The organism is Methylophilus sp. Leaf408 (genome assembly GCF_916856905.1).
In the GTDB taxonomy this organism is placed as follows: domain Bacteria; phylum Pseudomonadota; class Gammaproteobacteria; order Burkholderiales; family Methylophilaceae; genus Methylophilus.
Window position 1 is genome coordinate 2,251,939 of the sequence record NZ_CAKASK010000001.1, and the last position, 20,380, is coordinate 2,272,318.

Genomic DNA, 20,380 nt, shown 5'->3' on the forward strand with positions numbered 1-20,380 from the left:
AATAATTAATCTTGGCCCATTAGTCATACTGGGCTACAGACAAAAAAAACATCCTGAATCAAACTATTGATTATCAGGAATAAGAGAAGTTATGGAAGACCACTGATCCTAAAGGATCAGTGGAATGCCTTTGAGGAGAATGTCATGAAAGCAGCATCCCTAAACCACGTTTATCGTTTGATCTGGAGCAAGGTTCAACAAGCATGGGTCGCCGTTGCCGAAGGCACACGTACTAGCGGCAAGTCTTCATTGCATGGCCAAGTGAATGACTCTAAAGAGTCAGGCAAATGCATCTCTTCAAGAGAAGTATTGTTTACTTCTGATACAAAATGGCGTGTAGCGATTGCAACTGCTTTCGCTGCAACTTTAATGCCTTTCTCATCATTTGCGGATACAAATGTGGTTGCTGGCGTTGTCGCAGGTGACCTCAGTATCAAAGACATCAGCGCTACTCATACTCAATATACCCATACGGCCAACGTCAATATTGTTAATTTCTACAAATTCGGTGTGCTTGAAGGTCATCAGCTAGATGTAGTCATGCCAGATGCTGGTCGAGCACTGTATCGTGTGCTTGGAAATAGCGCTTCGGAAATAATGGGTAAATTAAACTCTAACGGCAGCCTGTTTTTGATTAACCAGAATGGAGTTTTGTTTGGTCCAAATGCTGAAGTTAACGTTGGCAATATTGTTGCATCTACATTAAATATCTCTAATGACGATTTCCTTAAGGGCCGCTACCATTTTACCGGGGGCGATACTGCCGGGAACGTGATTAATAAGGGCGCAATCAAAGCCGCTGACGAAGGCTATATCGTCATGCTGGGTAAAAAAGTTGAAAACGCAGGCACACTGGTTGCTAGTAACGGTAGCGTGGTATTAGCCTCTGCCAAAGAAGCAGTGCTGGATTTTTATGGTAATGGCCTGGTAAGAGCCAACTTGACGGCCGAAGCTGTTGAAGGAATCGTAAAAAATAGCGGATTGATCCAGGCAAATGGTGGCATTGTGCAATTAGCCACGAATGCCCGCTCTGCTGCAATTAACGTCACCGGCATCATCGAAGCCAACCAACTGGTTGAACGGAATGGCGTGATTCGCCTTGAAGGTGGCGATAACTCCAAGGTAGAAGTTTCCGGTAAGTTGCTTGCCAAAGGTGAAAATACTTCTGGCGGCACCATTGAAGTCACCGGTGAGCAGGTCGCCTTGATGAATGGTGCTTTGCTTGATGCTTCCGGCGATAAGGGCGGCGGTAAAGTTCTGGTAGGTGGTGATTATCAGGGCGGAAATGCTTCTGTGTATAACGCCAGAACTACATACATTGCGACTGGCGCGACGATCAAAGCAGACGCGATTAAAGAAGGTAATGGCGGTAAAGTGATTGTATGGGCAAACAATGCCACCCGTTTCTATGGATCTATCTCTGCACAAGGTGGCTTGCTGGGTGGTAATGGCGGCTTCACAGAAGTTTCTGGTAAGAATTACCTGGACTTTGCAGGGCGCGTCAATCTTTCAGCAGTGAATGGTGACCGTGGTACCTTATTACTTGATCCTGAAAATATCACACTGATTAATGGACCTGCTTCCAACACCTCGGGATTCCAGCCAGGAGTGGATAATCAGCAAGCCTATACTGACAATTCCGGCCAAGACAGTGTGTTCAATGTTGGTGCAGGAGGCAGTTTTACAGGTGTAGGTAACAATGCCAATATTGTGCTGCAAGCTAATAAAGACATTAACGTGAATTCCACATTTAATCTTGCTACTGCAACTGGCAACACGGATGTGAGTTTAACGCTGCTGGCTAAAAATGATGTCAATTTAAACGCCAATATTATTGCTGATGGTGCAGGCTTTGTAGCGATTACAGCGGATTCCGATGGCAATAACATCGGTAACCTGAATTTGAAAGCCGATATCGTGACCGATAAAGGCGTGGTATCTCTGGCAGGTGCGAACATTATCCAGACCAGTGGCAGTGATGTCACCACCAATGGTGGCATGGTCATGATAGGCTCTAATGGTAATGTCAATCTGGGCGACATGAAAATCAATACCTACGATCAGAGTACCGGTTCGACACGTGCTACTGGTGGTAATGTGTTGCTGCTGGCTGGCAAAGATCTCACCATGTCTGGAGAAATTAATACGGCTAATCCAGCTTCAACAGGTGTAACTTACACTGGAGGTCAAGGCGGAAGTGTTGCGGTGATTTCCCAAGGAAATATTGATTTGCAAGATACAAAAATCAATGTGGCAGGGGAATCTACGACTAGCCAAACTATACCTCTCGGCGGGTCTAATGTGGCTATTTCAGGCAGTATTCTGATTGGCGCCAATAATAATTTGAGCATGAATAACGGTAGCCTGAATACGAACGGTATGGGTAAAACGGGTGCTGGCACAGACGTCAATTTGACCGGTAACGTTATTGTTGTTGCCAATGGCAATGCCAACCTCGGTACCACACAAATCGATACCTCCGGTACAACACCAGCCAACAGTGATGGCATCAATGGCGGCGCAGCCCTGATTACCGGGCAGAATGTGACAGTTGGTAATATCAATACCAACGGGTCTGCGCCAACCAGCGCCAACGGCACTGGCGGTGCTGGCGGCCAGGTCGTCGCCATCGCTAATAACGGCAGCGTTAAAGTTGGTGATATCACTGCTGGCGGTGCCGCTTCAAATGGTACCGGCAATGCAGGTAACGGCGGCAACGTGAATCTGACTTCTGTAGGCGGAACGGTCACCCTACAATCCATCGATACCCGTGGTGGTGTGGCTGGTGGGTCAGGCACCTCCGGTAATGGCGGTACTGTTGATATCAACGGCAATGCGCTGATCGCAACCAATGCAGTGATTGATAGCCGAGGCGTCACCGGTGGTAATGTGAACTTTAACGGCACTGTAGATTCAGTAGCGGCTGGCAATCGTGCGCTGACTGTGAATACCAACGGCACAACCAACTTTACGCAATCCGTAGGCGCAACCAAAGAACTGGCAAGTTTGACGACGGATGCCGGTGGCACTACCGAGATCTTTGGTTCCACCATGAAAACCACAGGTAACCAGACCTACAACGACAGGGTTAACCTGCATACCGCTACCACATTTGAGACCACGGCTGGCGGCAACGTGGCTTTGAATGATGTGATCAACGCTGCAGGTAATGCCGTGATTGTGAAAACCGGTACTGGCGACTTTACTGCTAACAATGCTGCTAACCAGTTCGCTTCGATCCAAGTTGTGAATGGACGTAATGTGAGTGTGCGGGATACCGATGACATCACTGTTGAGTCTGCAGACATGACAGGTGACTTGCTGGTGCGTGCGGCCAGAGATTTGACGCTAAATGGCAACATAGTTACTACAAGTGGCACCGCGACCGCAGTGCAGCTGGTGGCAGAGCGTAATTTTAACAATGCTGGCAATGGCTCGATTTCAACCGGTGCTGGAGGTAGATGGCTGGTGTATTCAACCAGTCCATTAGCTGATACTCGTGGTGCTGCACTGACAGCAAGCTATGATTTCACGCAATATAACGCCAGCTTTGGCGACACCATTCTGGGTGCCAACGATGGATTTGTCTACAAGGTCGCACCTACTGTGAACGTGACATTGAATGGCACAAGTACCAAGCCATTTGATGGTAATAATACGGTGACAGACTTGTCCGGTCTCAATGTTAATCTGTCAGGTTTCTTTAACAATGATCAGGCGGGTGCCGCAACCCCTATCACTGGGGCAACCTTTGATAACCCATCAGTCGGTACCAATAAACCGATTGCCGGAACCTATGACCTGAATGCTCCGGGTGTGATTGTGACTGCAGAGGGTAAACAGGTGTATGGTTATCAGTTTGTTGAAACTTCTAATGCCACAGGCAGTATCACTGATACCGGAGGTGGAACACCGCCAGCACTGGGTTTCGCTTCTCCCCGTGATGATGCCGGTTTGGGTGGGCTGATCCCTAATAATCCGATATTGAACACGATGTTCATTGTTTCCCTGAACCCTGCTGCTGGTGATGAAGAAGATTTAGATGCGATCGCTTGTCCTACCAACGAAGACAGCCTGGGCAGTACGCCTATCCTGAATTCAGGTGTGAAACTGCCGGATGGCGTCAGCTCGAATTGTATTTAATTCAGCTAGCCTAGGTTAGTGGCCTCATTAAAAGCCGGACAGTTGTCCGGCTTTTTCTTTATGGCGGTGACATTTTGTTTTGTGTGCTTAGCCAACCAAGTGAAATACAAGTAAAATAATGGCTATTCGCGGCTGTAGTTCAATGGTAGAACGCCAGCTTCCCAAGCTTGATACGCGGGTTCGATTCCCGTCAGCCGCTCCAAAGGAATTTTCATGGCTAACACTCCTCCAACCGTTCTTACATTTGCAGCAACAGATCCCAGCAGTGGTGCCGGCGTGCAAGCCGATATCATGGCGCTTGCCAGTATTGGCTGTTACCCACTGTCAGTGATCACCGGAATCACGGTGCAGGATACGGTGGGCGTGGAAAGCGTCATGCCGCTGGATGCTGACTGGATCAATGATCAGGCGCGTACCATTCTCGAAGACGTTTCCGTCAGCGCATTCAAGCTCGGTTTACTTGGCAGTGTGGAAAATGTCGCCATCATCGCCGAGATCGTCGCAGATTATCCCGATGTGCCGCTGATCATTGACCCTATCCTCACGTCGGGGCGTGGTGATGAGCTTTCTAATGAAGAAATGCAGGCGGCGATGTGTGAATTACTTTTCCCGCAGGCAACCTTGATCACGCCAAACAGCCTGGAGGCACGACGACTCGCTTATTACGACGAAGGCGATGAAGTAAAGCATAGTTCTCTGGAAGAGTGCGCGTTGCGCCTGCTTGAAATGGGCACCGAATACGTGATGATTACTGGCACCCATGAACGCTCAATTGATGTGGTCAACAGCCTGTATGGCATGCAGTTAAGCAATATGCCGGGCCTGATCAAGGACTATCACTGGGAGCGTTTACCAGGAAGCTATCATGGTTCCGGCTGTACGCTGACCAGCGCGATTACTGCTTGCCTTGCACATGGTTTAAGTATTGAAGAGGCCGTGCATGAAGCACAGGAATTCACCTGGCAGACCTTGCGCCACTCTTTCCGTCCGGGCATGGGTCAATTTATCCCGGACCGGTTCTTTTGGGCACGCGAAACCGAGGAACAGGAAAAAGCCAGTGAGCTCCAGCATTAAGGGGCTCTACCTGGTCACGCCAGACTGTGACGATACAGAATTACTGTGTAGGCAAGTCAAACAGGCAATACAAGGCGGCGTATCCATCGTCCAGTACCGGCACAAAACTGCCAGTGACACATTAAGGTTTGAGCAGGCAAGTGCGCTGTTGAGCATTTGTCGCCAGGCCAATATCCCTTTTTTGATTAATGATCACGTAGCTCTGGCCATCAGCCTTGATGCGGATGGCGTGCATATTGGCCAGTATGACGGGGCGATCGCAGAAGCAAAGGCCTCGCTTGGTGTCGATAAAATCATAGGTGCTTCCTGCTACAATCGATTCGAACTGGCCGAGCAGGCGCAAGCCGCAGGCGCAGGCTACATCGCATTCGGCGCTTGTTACCCTTCATCCACCAAGCCAGATGGGCCGCGCGCTACGTTAGACTTATTCTCTCAGGCCAAGCGTTCGCTCTCCGTGCCCGTAGTTGGTATAGGTGGAATTACGCTGGAGAACGCGCCACCACTGATTGCTGCCGGTGCAGATGCGCTGGCAGTGATTACAGATATTTTCCAGGCCAGCGATATTTCAGCGCGCTGTCGCCAATACCTGCCATTATTTGCGAAAAATTGAGTTTTTTCGCACCCGCTTTTGCCTTAGTCATGTCCGCTATCTTTTTAAGCTGTAGCTTAATTAAAGCTTATTTGGAATTAAAGCTTGTTTGGTAAAATGCATTCGTTAAATTGATTCGGTAAATTCTATGCATATTCACATTCTCGGTATTTGCGGTACGTTTATGGGCGGTATCGCCGTGCTCGCCAAAGCGGCCGGGCACCGTGTCACCGGGTGTGATGCCAATGTTTACCCACCCATGAGTACACAACTCGAAGCACAGGGCATTGAGTTGATAGAGGGCTTTGACCCCAGCCAGACCGCATTTAAACCCGATATGTATGTGATCGGTAATGTGGTCGCGCGCGGAAATCCTTTAATGGAAGAAATCCTCAATCAGGGCCTGCCCTACATTTCCGGCCCGCAATGGCTGGCTGAGCATGTGTTGCAAAGTAAATGGGTATTAGCAGTTGCCGGCACACATGGTAAAACTACGACTTCTTCGATGCTGGCCTGGGTGCTTGAATACGCCGGTCTGGCGCCAGGTTTTCTGATCGGTGGCGTGCCGGAGAATTTTGGGGTGTCTGCCCGTTTGCCGCAAACACCCAGGCAAGACCCCAAGTCTGTCTCGCCTTTTTTTGTGATTGAGGCCGACGAATACGACACCGCCTTTTTCGACAAGCGTTCCAAATTTGTGCATTATCGGCCACGCACCGCGGTGCTGAATAACCTTGAATTTGATCACGCCGATATTTTTGAAGACCTGCCAGCGATTGAAAAACAGTTTCACCATCTGGTACGCACTGTGCCGCAACTAGGCCTGGTGGTGGCAAACCAGCAGGAAAGCCTGGACCGCGTATTAGCGCGTGGCTGCTGGAGCGGAGTGGAACGCATAGATAGTGCTCAAGGCTGGCAAGTAGGCAATGTGGATGTGCAAGGACGTTTTGATGTATTTTTTAACGGTGAACGCCAGGGCAATGTCAGCTGGAACTTGATGGGTGAACATAACCGCAGCAACGCGCTGGCCGTGATCGCCGCTGCTCGTCACGTTGGTGTCGCGCCTTGTATTGCGATAGAAGCATTGAATGAATTTAAAAATGTTAAGCGCCGCATGGAAATCAAAGGCGTCGTTAACAACATCACCGTCTATGATGACTTTGCCCATCATCCCACCGCAATTGCCACTACAGTTGCCGGCTTACGTGCCAAAGTGGGCAAAGCCCGTATCCTGGCCGTGCTCGAGCCACGTTCAAACACCATGAAACTGGGGGTGATGAAGGACGCATTGCCGGAGAGCCTGCGGGAGGCCGATGCCGTTTTTTGCTATGCCAATAACCTGGGTTGGGATGCTGCGGCCGCCCTCGCTCCCATGCAAAGCAAAGCACAAACCTTTGATGATTTATCCCAATTAGTGCAAGCCGTCAGCCGCTTGGCGCAACCTGGTGACCAGATACTGGTGATGAGTAACGGCGGCTTTGGTGGCGTACATCAGCAATTACTACAGGCATTGCAGGGCTAACCAGGCGGCAGATGCCCTATGCGCTTTCGTGAACGTTCACCTCTGGTATGGGCTTTATGGTTTTCGCTGATCGCGCATGCAGTGTTATTGACGCTACATTTTCAACCTGAATTAAAAGCGCTTAAAGACCAGATTCCTTCGCTCAAGGTGATGCTGGTAAACAGTAAAACCCGGCAAGCGCCTGAAAAAGCCGATGCCCTGGCGCAAGCCAATCTTGACCGAGGCGGCAATACCGATGAAAAGCGGCAGATGAAGAGCCCGCTGCCCAGCGTGCAGAAAATGCCGGCGACTACGCCGCAAGCCACAGAAGCTACTATGCAGCCGGCAGTGCCTGCCACGCCGCAAGATGCTGAGTTGCAGCGACACCAGCAACGGGTTGCGCAACTGGAACAGGAGGCACAGGCGCTATTGACGCAGCTAAAAGCGAGTCAGGTAGTAAACAGCGTACAAGCACCGCCCTTGTCACAAACGCAGGCCGCCACCAGAAAGCCAACGCCACAAGCCCTGAATCAACCGGTGCAAACGCAACAGGAAATCATGGCCTTGCAGGAAATGGCAAAACTGGAAGCTTTGATCGCCAAACAGCAAGATGCTTACGAGATGCGTCCCAAACGGCAGTTTATTGGTGCGCGCACCCGCGAGTACCGGTTTGCCAACTACGTGGATCAATGGCGGCAAAAAATAGAGCAGGTAGGTAACCTTAATTATCCTGAAGCGGCGCGTACGCAAAAACTGTATGGAAAGTTGCAGTTGACCGTGGCAATCCGTGCTGATGGCAGTATCGAAAGCATTAAAATCCAGCAGAGTTCTGGAAAGCGTCTGCTGGATGAATCCGCACGCCGCATTGTCCAACTCGCTGCGCCGTTCCCGGTATTTCCTGAGGGTATTCGCAAGGATACTGATGTGCTCAGCATCACCCGCACCTGGACATTCAGCAAGGAAGACCAACTTTCAACAGAATAAAGCGTCTAATCTTTTCTGTTGCAGGTCTTTTTCTGTGTTATTTTTCATTGATCATTATGTATGAGCGACACCAGAAAGTAATCTTATGAATCAAAGTCACTTTCAATATCACGTATTTTTTTGTCTCAACCAGCGCGAAAAAGGCGAAGACTGCTGCATGAACCGCGGCGCCGAAGCGGCCTTTGATTACATGAAAAAATCGGTAAAAAAACAAGGCCTGGCAGGCACAGGCAAAGTCCGCATTAACCGCGCCGGTTGCCTGGACCGTTGTGGCGAGGGGCCGGTGATGGTCATCTACCCGCAAGCAGTTTGGTATACCTTTGTTGATAATGAAGATATCGATGAAATTATCGAAAGCCATCTGCAACATGGCAAAATCGTAGAGCGTCTGGTGGTTTAAGGCTTTACGCATGCTGTTACTGTGGTTTAAAAGACTGATCGTCACGCTGCTGGTCGTCATGATCGTGACAGTGTTGGCATTGGCCGGCTGGATCTGGCAACCCTATGACAGCGAGGCCTGGCGCGTCAGACTGCCGGTGGCTGGCGGAGTGCAGGTGCGTGTCGTGCCATTGTTGATGCTGGCTACTTCAGCACCAGGGCGCTGGTTGTTAGACAGGCAGGCATTTAATTTACACTACGGCGATATCCAGTTGTCCGACGAAAATGGGTTAAGGGCGCGCTGCAAACATTGCTGGATAGAAGCAAAATCAGTCAGCGACCAACCAGTAGTCATCCCTATGGTAGAACTATGGCTGCGAATGGAGCAACAGCATATTCACGGCTACCTTTCAGTGGGTGACACCCAGCCGCTGTTTAAAATAGATTTCACCGGCAAAGTTAGCATGCGCAGCTTGAAACTGACCTGGGTGCTGCCGCAAACCCCACTGCAAGCCCTGCTTAAGCCGCTCCAGGCGCATTCCCCAGTGATACGTGATGCCATCGTTTCAGGTTCGCTATCCGCTTCAGGTACCCTGCGTTGGCCCAAGAAAGAGTGGAGCGCACAACCGCATTTAAATGCGATGGCTGTCTCCGGGCTGAATATAAGTGCCGCTACCACGCTACCTATACAATACGATTGCCCATTACTGGATGAGCATAAGCATCCGGAAAACATGCAATGGGTGTCCTACGAAAAACTCGGGCGCTGGTTGCCGGTGGCTGCCATCATCGCCGAGGATGCCGAATTCAAGCATCATCCCGGTTATGTCATGGCGCAAATGCAGCATTTGCTAGGCAAGGAAAGCGCCGATAAACAGGTGGGTGGCAGTACCATTACCCAGCAACTGGCGAAATACATGTTCACTAACGGCGAGCGTACCTGGAAGCGCAAAATAGAAGAGTTGCTCTATGCCGTGCAACTGGAGTCTGCACTGACCAAAACCGATATCCTGGAGCTTTACCTGAATACGGTTGATTTAGGCCCAAGTCTTTGCGGGGCACATGCTGCCGCCCGCTATTATTTCGATCTGACACCGGATAAATTGAATCCTATACAGGCGGCGTGGCTGGCTGGCATTATCAGTAATCCGCATCGGGCCTGGAAAAAACAGTATATCCAGCAGCAGCCGGATTTAAAGCGCGCGGAAGATATCCTGCATTTTATGCCGCGCAGTGCACGTAAAGATCCGGGTAGCCTGAATTTTCGTCCGGTGAAAGCCGCCGGATAACTTACAATAGCACTTTATTTCCCAACCAAGTCGGGACCTGTATTTTGAGTACAATCAAACTGAATAAACCCCCTGTTGGCAGTGACGAAGCACCAAAGCGCAGCAAACCGGTGCGTCGCGCCTCACCCACCTTGCGTGACCGCACACAACCACCGCCTAAACCTGCGCCTAAAACGGTTGAGAAAGCATCGTCTGCCGACAGGCAAAATAGCCATACAGAAAAACCGGCGCGTCAGGAACGCAGCCGACAAGAGGGCAAGCCAGGCGATAAAGCCTATGCGCGTAAAGACACGCGCAATGAATCCCGCAAGGAGTCCCGGAACGACTCTCAGCATCATTCTCGCAAAGAATATAACGCCGATCGCCCTGTACGGCGCGATGATGCCACGCCAAGACGTCCGGTCGCACCCATAGATCCGGATGCCCAACCTCGTTTATCTAAAGTGATGGCGGACCGTGGTCTGTGCTCACGTCGTGAAGCCGATGACTGGATTGTCAACGGCTGGGTTAAGGTCAATGGCGAGATTATCGAGGCCCTGGGGACCCGTATAGACCCGGACGCCGAGATCATTATCAGCACCTATGCGAAGGAATATCAGGCGGAAAATGTCACCATCCTGCTACATAAGCCGGTAGGTTATGTCAGCGGCCAGGCGGAAGATGGCTATGAACCCGCAGTAGTACTGGTGAAACCAGAAAATCAGTGGTCAGAAGACCCAACCCAGAAAACTTTTCACAGAGGTATTTATCACGGCCTGGCGCCCGCCGGACGGTTGGATATTGATTCCACCGGCTTGCTGGTACTGACGCAGGATGGGCGGATTGCCCGCGTGTTGATCGGTGATGATTCCAGTGTAGAAAAAGAATACCTGGTGCGGGTAGAGGGTGAGCTGAGTGCCAACGGCATGGCAAAATTGAATCATGGTTTGAGTCTGGATGGCGTACAGCTGAAACCAGCCAAGGTGTCGTGGCAGAATGAGGATCAATTGCGGTTTGTATTGCGTGAAGGACGTAAGCGGCAGATTCGCAGGATGTGTGAGCTGGTGGGCTTGAAGGTGGTTGGTTTGAAGCGGATCCGCATTGGGCGGATTAGTTTGGGGAAATTACCGGCGGGGCAATGGCGGTATTTGGCGGCTAATGAGAAGTTTTGATGGCAATAGCGCTTTTCGGCGTTAGCTTTCAGTGCTAATAGGACATTGTTTTGTATATTGATGATTTTCTTTCGCCTCTAGGCGAGTTACTTTTCTTTGCTTGCCCAAAGAATAAGTAACCAAAAGAAAGGGCACCCTAGCTTCCGCTTGATTCCTGCGTTGCTCATCAAAATAAGCGGTCGCGAAACTCATCCTAGCGGCCTGCAAAGCACGCAGGCCAACGCGGGATTCAGACAGTCGCTCCCTTCCTCCTTATTTTGACTCCGCTACTCGGCGCGTCAGATAGGGGCCCGTTTAAAACCACCACGATGAAAGTTGGTTGAACATCTGGCATTCATCGCGCTAAGTAACTTTTAATTTTTAAGACTAAATCTCAAGTCATTATTCTGTTGTTTGGTTTTTTTGCCACAATGATTGAGCGGCCTGCGATATATAAAGATATACCCCCAAGTGAAAGCGTGTGCTTTTAATGGGCCCCTATCTGACGCGCCGAGTAGCGCAGTCAGCGTGGGAGTCGTCGGCCAGCGTCTGTTTGAGTTCCACAACAAGCCACGTTTTGTGTGGCTTGTCAGGGCGAGTTTCGTTGGCCGCCCGCATAGAGTCCGGGTACGGACGAAAGTCCTAGGACGAGCAACGCAGGAAATAAGCGGAAGCTAGGGTGTCTTGTTCTTTGCCCTCTTTCTTATGGACAAGCATAAGAAAGAGGGTCGCATAGAGGCGAAAAGTAATGTTACTAACTTTCAATATAGTAAAAAATACGCAAAAAAAGAATCCGCCAATAGGCAAAAAATAAAAAAGTAACTCACTAGGAACCACAATGGGATTATTCGACAACTTAGCCAATAACGTGATGACCAAAGTCATGGGCGATAAAGCCCCTATGGCAAAACTGGCCATGGAACTATTCCAGCAATACGGCGGCCTCCCCGGCATTCTGCAAACCCTGAAAAGCGGTGGATTATCCGAGCAGGTAGACTCCTGGATAGGCAAAGGCCCGAATTCAGATGTCTCCTCCCAGCAGATAGGCGCAGCGCTAGGCACTAGTGTATTAACCAGTATCGCCACCAAACTGGAAATCAGTAAAGAAGAACTCACTAGCAAAATTGCGGAATATATTCCGAATGTCGTCGATCAACTGACTCCCAATGGCGTAGTAGAGAATAATCCGGCACTGATCATGTCCAGATTAATGGGGATGCTCAAACAAAAATAGCGGGCTACTGCCCGCTATTTTGTGTAGCTCGTTATCACACTATGCAATATTTCTCCCGGTAATTCTGAATCGCCGGGAAATATTGCGCCAGACTGTCGTTGCCTTGCAAATAGGCAAACAAGTCTGTCAGTTTGGCAATGCTCACTACAGGCATTTTATTGGTTTGTTCAACTTCCTGCACTGCCGATAACTCGCCGAGGCCTTTTTCCTGTCTGTCTAAAGCAATGCTTACGCCACATGGGACGGCCCCCGCCTGCCGTATCATTTCCACAGATTCACGGATAGACGTCCCGGCAGAAATCACGTCATCAATAATCAGTACGCGGCCTTTGAGGGTAGCCCCCACCAGCGTACCGCCTTCGCCGTGATCCTTGGCTTCCTTACGGTTATAAGCATAAGAGTAATTATGTCCCATGCGGGCAAAGGCGATACTGATGGCAGCCACCAGAGGAATCCCCTTGTAAGCCGGGCCAAACAGCATGTCGAATTTCAATCCAGACTGTAGAATGCTGTGTGCGTAAAACTCACCCAGTTTAAGCAGGCTTTCACCGTCATCAAACAGGCCGGCATTGAAAAAATACGGGCTTAAGCGCCCGGCTTTGGTTTTGAATTCGCCGAAGCGCAACACCTGTTTCTGGATGGAAAAAGCAATAAAATCGGCACTGAGTGTATTTGCAGTCATTTGAAGATAAAACAGAAAGAATGTGAACGATGCGTATTATAACCTTGAACCTGAATGGCATACGGTCAGCCTGTAACAAAGGCTTTTTGCCCTGGCTGGCGGCAAGTAGCGCGGATATTGTCTGTCTGCAGGAGCTGAAAGCACAGGCAGGCGATATGCAGCCAGACATGCTGCAACCGCCGGGATATCACGGCTATTTCCACTATGCCGAAAAAAAGGGTTACAGCGGCGTTGGCATTTACAGCAAACAACCAGCGGATAAGGTAATTATTGGCTTGGGTCATGCCCATATTGATGCTGAAGGCCGCTATCTCGAGTGCCAGTACGGCAACTTAAGCGTAGTGTCTCTGTACCTGCCGAGCGGCTCCAGCGGTGAAGAACGCCAGCAATTCAAATTCAAGATGCTGGAATTGTTTTTGCCGCATCTGGAACAGTTGATTGCATGTGGCCGCGAGATCGTCATTTGTGGAGACTGGAATATCGCGCATCAGGAAATTGACCTCAAAAATTATAAAGGCAATCGCAAAAACTCAGGCTTTTTGCCGGAAGAGCGTGCCTGGATGACTGAGGTGCTGGGACGTGTCGGCTGGGTGGATGTGTACCGCAGCTTGTACCCGATGACTACAGAAGAAAGTTATACCTGGTGGAGTAATCGTGGGCAGGCCTGGGCGAAAAATGTGGGGTGGCGGATTGATTATCAGCTTGCTACGCAAGCGTTAGCGAAGCGCGCTACGGCGGTGAGTGTGTATAAAGCAGAACGGTTCAGTGATCATGCGCCGTTGATTGTGGATTATCACGATTAAGTTTGGTTTTTGATACCAAGCAAAACGGGAGAATGGACAGACATAAGAAAGAAGGTTGTAAAGGGGCGAAACACCACTTTCCAAATGGAGATTACCTGAATACTAATCCTGCAAATAGGTTTCTCGAGCTTTTTAATCTATGTCGAATTCAATACATGGATAGCAAGCCTAAAGCTATCTCAAATTAGCTCTCTTTCAACCACCGAGCGATATCCATCGCAAAATAAGTCAAAACCCCATCTGCCCCGGCACGTTTAAACCCCAGCATTGCCTCCATCACACATGCTTTCTCATCCAGCCAGCCATTCTGCGCTGCTGCTTTCAGCATCGCATACTCACCACTTACATGATAAGCATAGGTCGGTACGCCAAACTCTTCTTTCACGCGACGCACTATATCCAGATACGGCATGCCTGGTTTCACCATGACCATATCCGCACCCTCTTCAAGGTCCAAAGCCACTTCTTTCAATGCTTCATCCGAGTTGGCCGGATCCATTTGGTAATTGTATTTATTGCTTTTGCCAAGGTTGCCGGCAGAGCCCACTGCGTCACGGAAAGGGCCATAAAAGGCAGAAGCATATTTAGCCGAATAAGCCAGGATGCGGGTATAGATATAGCCTTCCTCTTCAAGCGCATCACGAATAGCGCCGATACGGCCATCCATCATGTCTGAAGGGGCAACGATGTCGGCGCCGGCTTCTGCATGGCATAGCGCCTGTTTCACAAGCACTTCTACGGTTTCGTCATTCAACACATAGCCGGTATCGTCAATCAGGCCATCTTGCCCGTGCGTGGTGTAAGGATCCAAGGCTACATCAGTAATGATACCCAGATCAGGGAAGGCTTGTTTGAGTGCGCGTACCGTACGTGGTACCAGGCCTTCAGGGTTATAAGCTTCTTTGGCATCCAGGCTTTTGTATTCTTGCGGGACTACCGGGAATAAAGCTAAAGCAGGAATGCCAAGTTTTACACATTCTTCAGCAGTTTTCAGCAGGCCATCTATGCTTTGGCGATAAACGCCAGGCATGGATTTCACTTCTTCGATTTTGCCTGCGCCTTCGAGGACGAAAACCGGGTAAATCAGGTCATTCACGGTGAGGACGTTTTCACGCATTAAACGGCGTGAAAAATCATCTTTACGCATGCGACGAGGGCGGATAGCTAGAAATTGGCTCAAAATAATCTCCATATTTGCCTAACCGCGCAACGGCGTTAGGCGGAGGATTAAGGATAGTACAAGTTGTTCTGAATAATCCGATAACAACTTGATTAAAACTGGTTAGGCAAATACCTTCGCAAGTTCGGCACCAGGATTTTCCTGTCGCATAAATGCTTCACCGACCAGGAAGGTATTTACAGCATTGTCGCGCATCAATTCGACATCGTCAGTGGTAAAAATTCCGCTCTCGGTCACCACGATCTTGTCGCTGGTGATTTTATCCAGCAGACCCAGTGTGGTATCCAGCGTGACTTCAAATGTGCGCAGGTTACGGTTATTGATACCCAGTAATGGGGTGGTCAACTGTACCGCTTGTGCCAGCTCTTCGCCATTGTGCACTTCTACCAGCACTGCCATGCCCAGGCTATGCGCGACGCTTTCCAGTTGTTGCATTTGTGGCAGTGTAAGTGCGGCGGCAATCAGCAAAATACAATCAGCACCTATGGCACGGGCTTCATACACTTGGTAGACATCTACCATAAAGTCTTTGCGTAGCACTGGCAGAGTACAAGCTGCGCGGGCCTGTTTCAGGTAATCGGCAGAGCCCTGGAAATATTGCTCGTCAGTCAGGACTGATAAACAGGCAGCGCCACCTTGCTCATAGCTGGCGGCAATTTCTGCTGGCTTAAAATCTTCGCGAATCACACCTTTGGAGGGACTGGCTTTTTTAATCTCGGCAATCACGGCAGCTTTGCCTTCAGCAATTTTATTGCGAATCGCACCGACAAAGTCACGCACGGGTGCTTGTTGTGCAGCAAGTGCTTGGAGTTCTGCCAAAGATATTTTCGCTTGCGCGGCAGCAATCTCTTCAGCTTTGGTTGCTAGGATTTTATTTAAGATATCACTCATAAGTTTGTCCGTTAACTCTAATCCAACCACCTTGACGACCTTGCGGATCATGATGCGTCCAATGCATGATGCCGCCCTTGGGATTGTAAATATACTCACCTTTAAACTGTACCTGATCGCCTACATTTAGCTCCGCCACGCGTGGTGCAAGATCAATATTATGTGCAAACAACAATGTCTGCTCGGGGGATACAGTCACCAGGAAGCGCTGGTGCCTTGCGCCTTTGTTATCGTCCGACAGCAGTTTCCTGACGATACCATTACCTTCCAGCCAGACATGACTTTGCTTTTGTGCAAAGGCCTGTTTTACCGCTGAATTTTCTTCAGTTGCCAGCCCGGAAGACAGTGATTGCAGGTTTAATGTTTGTACCTGCGATTTAACTTCAACAGTAGATTGCGTCTGCTTGCTTGAATAATTATTACTCGCATTTTGTTGTGACGTTTGCTGGCAAGCTGCCAGTAAACATAACACCGCAATCAGAAAATAATGCTTCATGCGGCCTGGCTCAACGCCTTTAATTGCTGCAATTTATTCAACGCATTGCCCGAATCAATTGACGCTGCCGCTTGTGCAATCCCTGACGATAAATAATTAGCAAGTCCAGAAACATAAATGGCGGCGCCAGCATTCAGCAACACAATATCTCTTGCCGGACCTTTTTCGCCAGATAACAGGCCAAGGATAATTTCGCTGGAATGCTGCGCGCTTTCAACGCGTATGCTGTTGATATCATGCAATGGCATGCCAAACTGCGCTGGATTGACTGTGTATTCCGTAATGTTGCCATTTTTGAGTTCGGCCACGTAGGTGTCGGCAGAAAAAGAGATTTCATCCATTTCATCGGCACTATGCACAACCATCACATGTTCGCTGCCTAGTTGCTTTAAAGTTTGCGCTAATAATGGCACCAGATCACGGTGGAACACGCCCATGACCTGGCGTTTGGCACCGGCCGGATTGGTCATTGGTCCCAGCAGGTTAAACATGGTACGCACACCCAGTTCCCGACGTACCGGTGCCGCATATTTCATGGCAGAGTGGTGGTTGGGCGCAAACATAAAGCCGATGCCTGCTTCATTAACACAGCGCACCACCTGTTCAGGTGTTAGAGCGATATTCACCCCCAGCGCTTCCAGCACATCGGCGGAGCCGCTTTTTGAAGAAGCTGCCCGGCCGCCATGTTTGGCGATTTTTGCGCCTGCGCCTGCGGCAACAAAGGCTGATGCAGTCGAGACGTTAAATACCTTGTTTGGCGCGCCACCGGTACCACACGTATCAATCAAGTGACGGGTATCGCTGATATCCACTTTGCTGGAAAGCTCGCGCATCATTTGCGCCGCCGCTGCGATTTCGGTCACGGTTTCGCCTTTGACACGTAGGGCAGACAAGAAACCGGCAATCTGGATCTGGGTAAACTCCCCGCTCATAATCTGGCGCATGATTTCCAGCATTTCTTCATGCGTGAAATCGGTGTGGTCTATCAGCCGCTGTATTGCGATTTTAGGCGTGATGGCCATTAATAGCCTTTCAGGAAGTTATCCAGCAATGCATGCCCGTGTTCGGTCAGAATCGACTCCGGGTGGAACTGCACGCCTTCTATCGCCAGGGTTTTATGCCGGACGCCCATGATCTCGCCATCGTCAGTCCAGGCGGTGATTTCCAGGCAATCCGGAATGGTTTCGCGCTCAATCACCAGCGAATGGTAGCGGGTGGCCGTATACGGGTTAGGCAGGTTTCTGAACACACCGGCATTGGTATGGTGGATCAATGAAGTTTTACCATGCATCAGCGTTTTGGCTTTGATGATGTTGCCGCCAAAGGCCTGGCCTATGCTCTGGTGACCCAGGCACACGCCCAGCAAAGGAATCTTGCCGGCAAACTCGTGAATGAGTGGCACCGAAATCCCGGCTTCATTTGGCGTACACGGGCCGGGAGAAATCACGATTTTTTCCGGTTGCATCGCTTTGATCTGCTCCAGCGTGATCTCATCGTTTCTGTGTACGTGTACGTCTTGCCCCAACTCGCCCAGGTATTGCACTAGGTTGTAGGTAAAAGAGTCATAGTTATCGATCATTAACAACATATTCAGGCTCCTTTTCCTGTTAATTGGGCTGCGCTATCCAGGCCGGCTTGTACTAATTCAGCGGCACGGATAACGGCTTTGGCTTTATTCTGGGTTTCATCCCATTCATTTTGTGGAATCGAATCTGCCACAATGCCCGCCCCAGCCTGTACATACAGTTTTTTATCTTTAATCACGGCGGTACGGATGGCAATCGCCACATCCATATCGCCGTTAAAGCCCAGGTAACCAACCGCACCAGCGTAAATACCACGCTTGGATGGCTCCAGTTCTTCAATGATTTCCATAGCACGTACTTTAGGTGCACCGGAAACTGTGCCCGCGGTGAAAGTCGCTTTCAGCACATCAATCGCATCCAGTCCCGGTTTAAGCTGGCCTTCTACATTGCTGACGATATGCATGACATGTGAATAACGCTCAATCGTCATATTGTCGGTAACCTTTACTGTCCCCGTTAGCGCGACACGGCCAACATCATTACGGCCAAGATCCATTAATTGCACATGCTCGGCACGCTCTTTAGGGTCAGCCAGCAACTCGGCTTCCAGCGCCAGGTCATGGTCGCGGTTTTTGCCGCGTGGGCGTGTACCGGCAATCGGGCGAGAGGTGACAGTGGTGTTATCCAGCCTCACCAGGATTTCCGGCGAAGCGCCAACTACGTGGTGATCACCCATATCGTAATAGAACATATATGGGGATGGATTCAGGCTGCGCAATGCACGGTAAAGGCTGAGCGGAGAAGCGTCAAAATCCTGTGACATGCGCTGGCTAAGTACAACCTGCATGATGTCGCCTTCCAGGATATATTGCTGGGCGGTTTTCACTGCCGTCTTGAAGTTGTCTTCACCAAATTCTGATAATGCCTGGGTTTTACTGGTAGGCAGCGCCGCCGGGATTTCGACCTGGGCACGCAGTTTTGCCAGTAATGCCTGCATACAATCACGTGCAGCTTCGTAGGCATTTGGCTGCGCCGGGTCGGCATAGACAATAAAATACAGTTTGCTGGACAGGTTATCGATGACGGCGATTTGTTCAGACACCATTAGCAGGATATCCGGCGTGCCTATCGCATCCGGCTTTTTCTGCTTGCCCAGGCGCTTTTCAATATATTGAATCGTCTCGTAGCCAAAATAACCGGCCAGGCCGCCGGTAAAACGGGGCAAACCTTCATATGGCGGTGTTTTAAACCTTGCCTGGTAGGCTTTGATAAAGTCCAGCGGATTTTGGTCGTTATGCGACTCGATGACTGTGTCGTCGTGGATCACCTGCAATTGCCGGTCACGCACCTCAATGCGTGTGGTGGCAGGCAGGCCGATAATTGAATAGCGGCCAAAGCGTTCGCCGCCTTGTACGCTTTCCAGCAAATAAGAGTAGGGTTGGTTAGCCAGCTTGAGATACAGCGACAGTGGCGTATCGAGGTCGGCAAAGGTTTCCATCACCAGCGGGATACGGTTGTACCCTTGCGCCGCCAGCGCGTCAAATTCGGTCTTGCTCAGAGTGCTTAACATGATGCTTTTTCCAGATTGTTCGTTGAGTGTGTCGCTTCATCAGAGGCAACAGATTAGTGCAAATAACGCGAACTATTTTTTTAAGGCAGGGCGCTTGCGGGCTGGCCCTAGTCTAGCTAAGTTAGCCCCGCCACGAACGACGCCAGCTTAACACTGGCCAACTGGAAGAATGATGAGCACAAAACATCATGATATTTAAATAGTTTTTTATCCCCGCTTTAAGAGAGCGGGTAACTCCAGCAAGTCCACCACCTCGGTGAGCTGCTGCACCGTGGCATCCACGGTTGCCTCGTCAATCGGGCGACCCTGATTATACCCATAAGGCACGGTGACTACAAAGCATCCTGCTGCCTGCGCTGCCTGAATATCGGTTTCCGAGTCCCCTACCAGCACGGCCTCAGCGGGCAACACGCCTAGTTTTTGGCAAATATGCAACAGCGGCAGCGGGTCGGGTTTCTTTTTGGGTAAAGTATCGCCTGAAACGACGATTTTAAAAAAATCGGCTAGGCCGGCTTTTTCCAGCAAAGGCATGGTAAATTTTTCGGGTTTATTGGTGACGCAGGCGAGCAAGTAACCATGCGCCTTCAATTGCTGTAGAGCTGCAACCACTGAGGGAAATGGCTGGCTGTCAGTTGCATTTTTCTCGTAAAAATCATGGTATAGAGGCTGGGCCTGGGTAAACAGTTCAGCGTCCGGTTCGTCATGCGGATTCCCGGTCAGGCAACGCTTGATCAGGTTTTGCACGCCTTCACCAATATAGGTGCTGATCTGTGCCTGTGGCAGCATGGGCTTGCCTAGTGCCACCAGCATACGATTGGCGGCTTCGGCAATTTGCGGTGCGGTATCAAGCAGGGTACCGTCCAGATCGAACATCACCAGCTTGACTTGAAACCGCATCACAACAGGCTTTTTA

Annotated in this window: 18 protein-coding genes and 1 tRNA gene; 11 read left to right on the top strand and 8 right to left on the bottom strand. The window is 50.1% G+C overall.

What is annotated here, in order from left to right; genetic code table 11:
* Positions 1 to 144 precede the first annotated feature (144 nt).
* From LPA26_RS10525 to LPA26_RS10570, 10 genes are all read left to right on the top strand, one after another.
* Positions 145 to 4,143, top strand: a complete 3,999-nt coding sequence (locus tag LPA26_RS10525) for a filamentous hemagglutinin N-terminal domain-containing protein (protein ID WP_229008259.1) — start codon at positions 145 to 147, stop codon at positions 4,141 to 4,143.
* Between the two features lie 128 nt (positions 4,144 to 4,271).
* Positions 4,272 to 4,345, top strand: a tRNA-Gly gene (locus LPA26_RS10530).
* Positions 4,346 to 4,356: 11 nt separating this feature from the next.
* Positions 4,357 to 5,217 carry a hydroxymethylpyrimidine/phosphomethylpyrimidine kinase gene (locus LPA26_RS10535; protein WP_055830738.1) on the top strand — a complete coding sequence of 287 codons (861 nt, stop codon included), beginning with the start codon at positions 4,357 to 4,359 and terminating at the stop codon, positions 5,215 to 5,217.
* On the top strand, positions 5,201 to 5,827 hold the full coding sequence (thiE, locus tag LPA26_RS10540; protein ID WP_229008260.1) for a thiamine phosphate synthase: 627 nt from the start codon (positions 5,201 to 5,203) through the stop codon (positions 5,825 to 5,827). Before LPA26_RS10535 ends, thiE begins: the two co-directional genes overlap by 17 nt.
* Positions 5,828 to 5,954: 127 nt before the next feature.
* Positions 5,955 to 7,325, top strand: a complete 1,371-nt coding sequence (mpl, locus tag LPA26_RS10545; RefSeq protein WP_229008261.1) for a UDP-N-acetylmuramate:L-alanyl-gamma-D-glutamyl-meso-diaminopimelate ligase — start codon at positions 5,955 to 5,957, stop codon at positions 7,323 to 7,325.
* 18 nt (positions 7,326 to 7,343) lie between these two features.
* Entirely contained in the window at positions 7,344 to 8,288 is a 945-nt protein-coding gene (locus LPA26_RS10550) for an energy transducer TonB (protein WP_055830744.1), read from the top strand.
* An 85-nt stretch (positions 8,289 to 8,373) separates the two neighbouring features.
* The gene (locus LPA26_RS10555) at positions 8,374 to 8,688 is read left to right on the top strand and encodes a ferredoxin (RefSeq protein ID WP_055830746.1); all 315 of its coding nucleotides are present in this window, start codon (positions 8,374 to 8,376) and stop codon (positions 8,686 to 8,688) included.
* 10 nt (positions 8,689 to 8,698) lie between these two features.
* Positions 8,699 to 9,955, top strand: coding sequence for a biosynthetic peptidoglycan transglycosylase (locus LPA26_RS10560; protein ID WP_229008262.1), 1,257 nt, complete (start codon positions 8,699 to 8,701; stop codon positions 9,953 to 9,955).
* Positions 9,956 to 9,999: 44 nt separating this feature from the next.
* Complete coding sequence (locus LPA26_RS10565) at positions 10,000 to 11,106, top strand: pseudouridine synthase (protein ID WP_229008263.1); 1,107 nt, start codon at positions 10,000 to 10,002, stop codon at positions 11,104 to 11,106.
* A gap of 817 nt (positions 11,107 to 11,923) precedes the next feature.
* Positions 11,924 to 12,319: a YidB family protein gene (locus LPA26_RS10570; protein WP_229008264.1), complete on the top strand. Its 396-nt coding sequence runs from the start codon at positions 11,924 to 11,926 to the stop codon at positions 12,317 to 12,319.
* Positions 12,320 to 12,353: 34 nt separating this feature from the next.
* On the opposite strand, the gene pyrE is transcribed toward LPA26_RS10570, so the two are convergent.
* On the bottom strand, positions 12,354 to 13,001 hold the full coding sequence (pyrE, locus tag LPA26_RS10575) for an orotate phosphoribosyltransferase (protein ID WP_055830754.1): 648 nt from the start codon (positions 12,999 to 13,001) through the stop codon (positions 12,354 to 12,356).
* A gap of 29 nt (positions 13,002 to 13,030) precedes the next feature.
* Here pyrE and LPA26_RS10580 point away from each other — a divergent pair, with 29 nt between their 5' ends.
* Positions 13,031 to 13,804, top strand: a complete 774-nt coding sequence (locus LPA26_RS10580) for an exodeoxyribonuclease III (RefSeq protein ID WP_229008265.1) — start codon at positions 13,031 to 13,033, stop codon at positions 13,802 to 13,804.
* Positions 13,805 to 13,988: 184 nt separating this feature from the next.
* On the opposite strand, the gene hemB is transcribed toward LPA26_RS10580, so the two are convergent.
* From hemB to LPA26_RS10615, 7 genes are all read right to left on the bottom strand, one after another.
* On the bottom strand, positions 13,989 to 14,996 hold the full coding sequence (hemB, locus tag LPA26_RS10585; RefSeq protein ID WP_229008266.1) for a porphobilinogen synthase: 1,008 nt from the start codon (positions 14,994 to 14,996) through the stop codon (positions 13,989 to 13,991).
* Positions 14,997 to 15,086: 90 nt separating this feature from the next.
* Complete coding sequence (gene trpC / locus LPA26_RS10590; protein WP_229008267.1) at positions 15,087 to 15,875, bottom strand: indole-3-glycerol phosphate synthase TrpC; 789 nt, start codon at positions 15,873 to 15,875, stop codon at positions 15,087 to 15,089.
* Positions 15,868 to 16,371: a DUF3465 domain-containing protein gene (locus tag LPA26_RS10595; RefSeq protein WP_055868590.1), complete on the bottom strand. Its 504-nt coding sequence runs from the start codon at positions 16,369 to 16,371 to the stop codon at positions 15,868 to 15,870. The genes trpC and LPA26_RS10595 overlap by 8 nt, the downstream gene beginning before the upstream one ends.
* Positions 16,368 to 17,393 (bottom strand): anthranilate phosphoribosyltransferase, encoded by a 1,026-nt coding sequence (gene trpD / locus LPA26_RS10600; protein ID WP_229008268.1) that lies wholly within the window; start codon positions 17,391 to 17,393, stop codon positions 16,368 to 16,370. The genes LPA26_RS10595 and trpD overlap by 4 nt, the downstream gene beginning before the upstream one ends.
* Entirely contained in the window at positions 17,393 to 17,959 is a 567-nt protein-coding gene (locus LPA26_RS10605) for an aminodeoxychorismate/anthranilate synthase component II (protein WP_055868585.1), read from the bottom strand. The genes trpD and LPA26_RS10605 overlap by 1 nt, the downstream gene beginning before the upstream one ends.
* Before the next feature lie 2 nt (positions 17,960 to 17,961).
* Positions 17,962 to 19,467, bottom strand: a complete 1,506-nt coding sequence (gene trpE / locus LPA26_RS10610) for an anthranilate synthase component I (protein WP_229008269.1) — start codon at positions 19,465 to 19,467, stop codon at positions 17,962 to 17,964.
* A 207-nt stretch (positions 19,468 to 19,674) separates the two neighbouring features.
* Positions 19,675 to 20,364, bottom strand: coding sequence for a phosphoglycolate phosphatase (locus LPA26_RS10615; protein WP_229008270.1), 690 nt, complete (start codon positions 20,362 to 20,364; stop codon positions 19,675 to 19,677).
* Between the last annotated feature and the right edge of the window lie 16 nt (positions 20,365 to 20,380).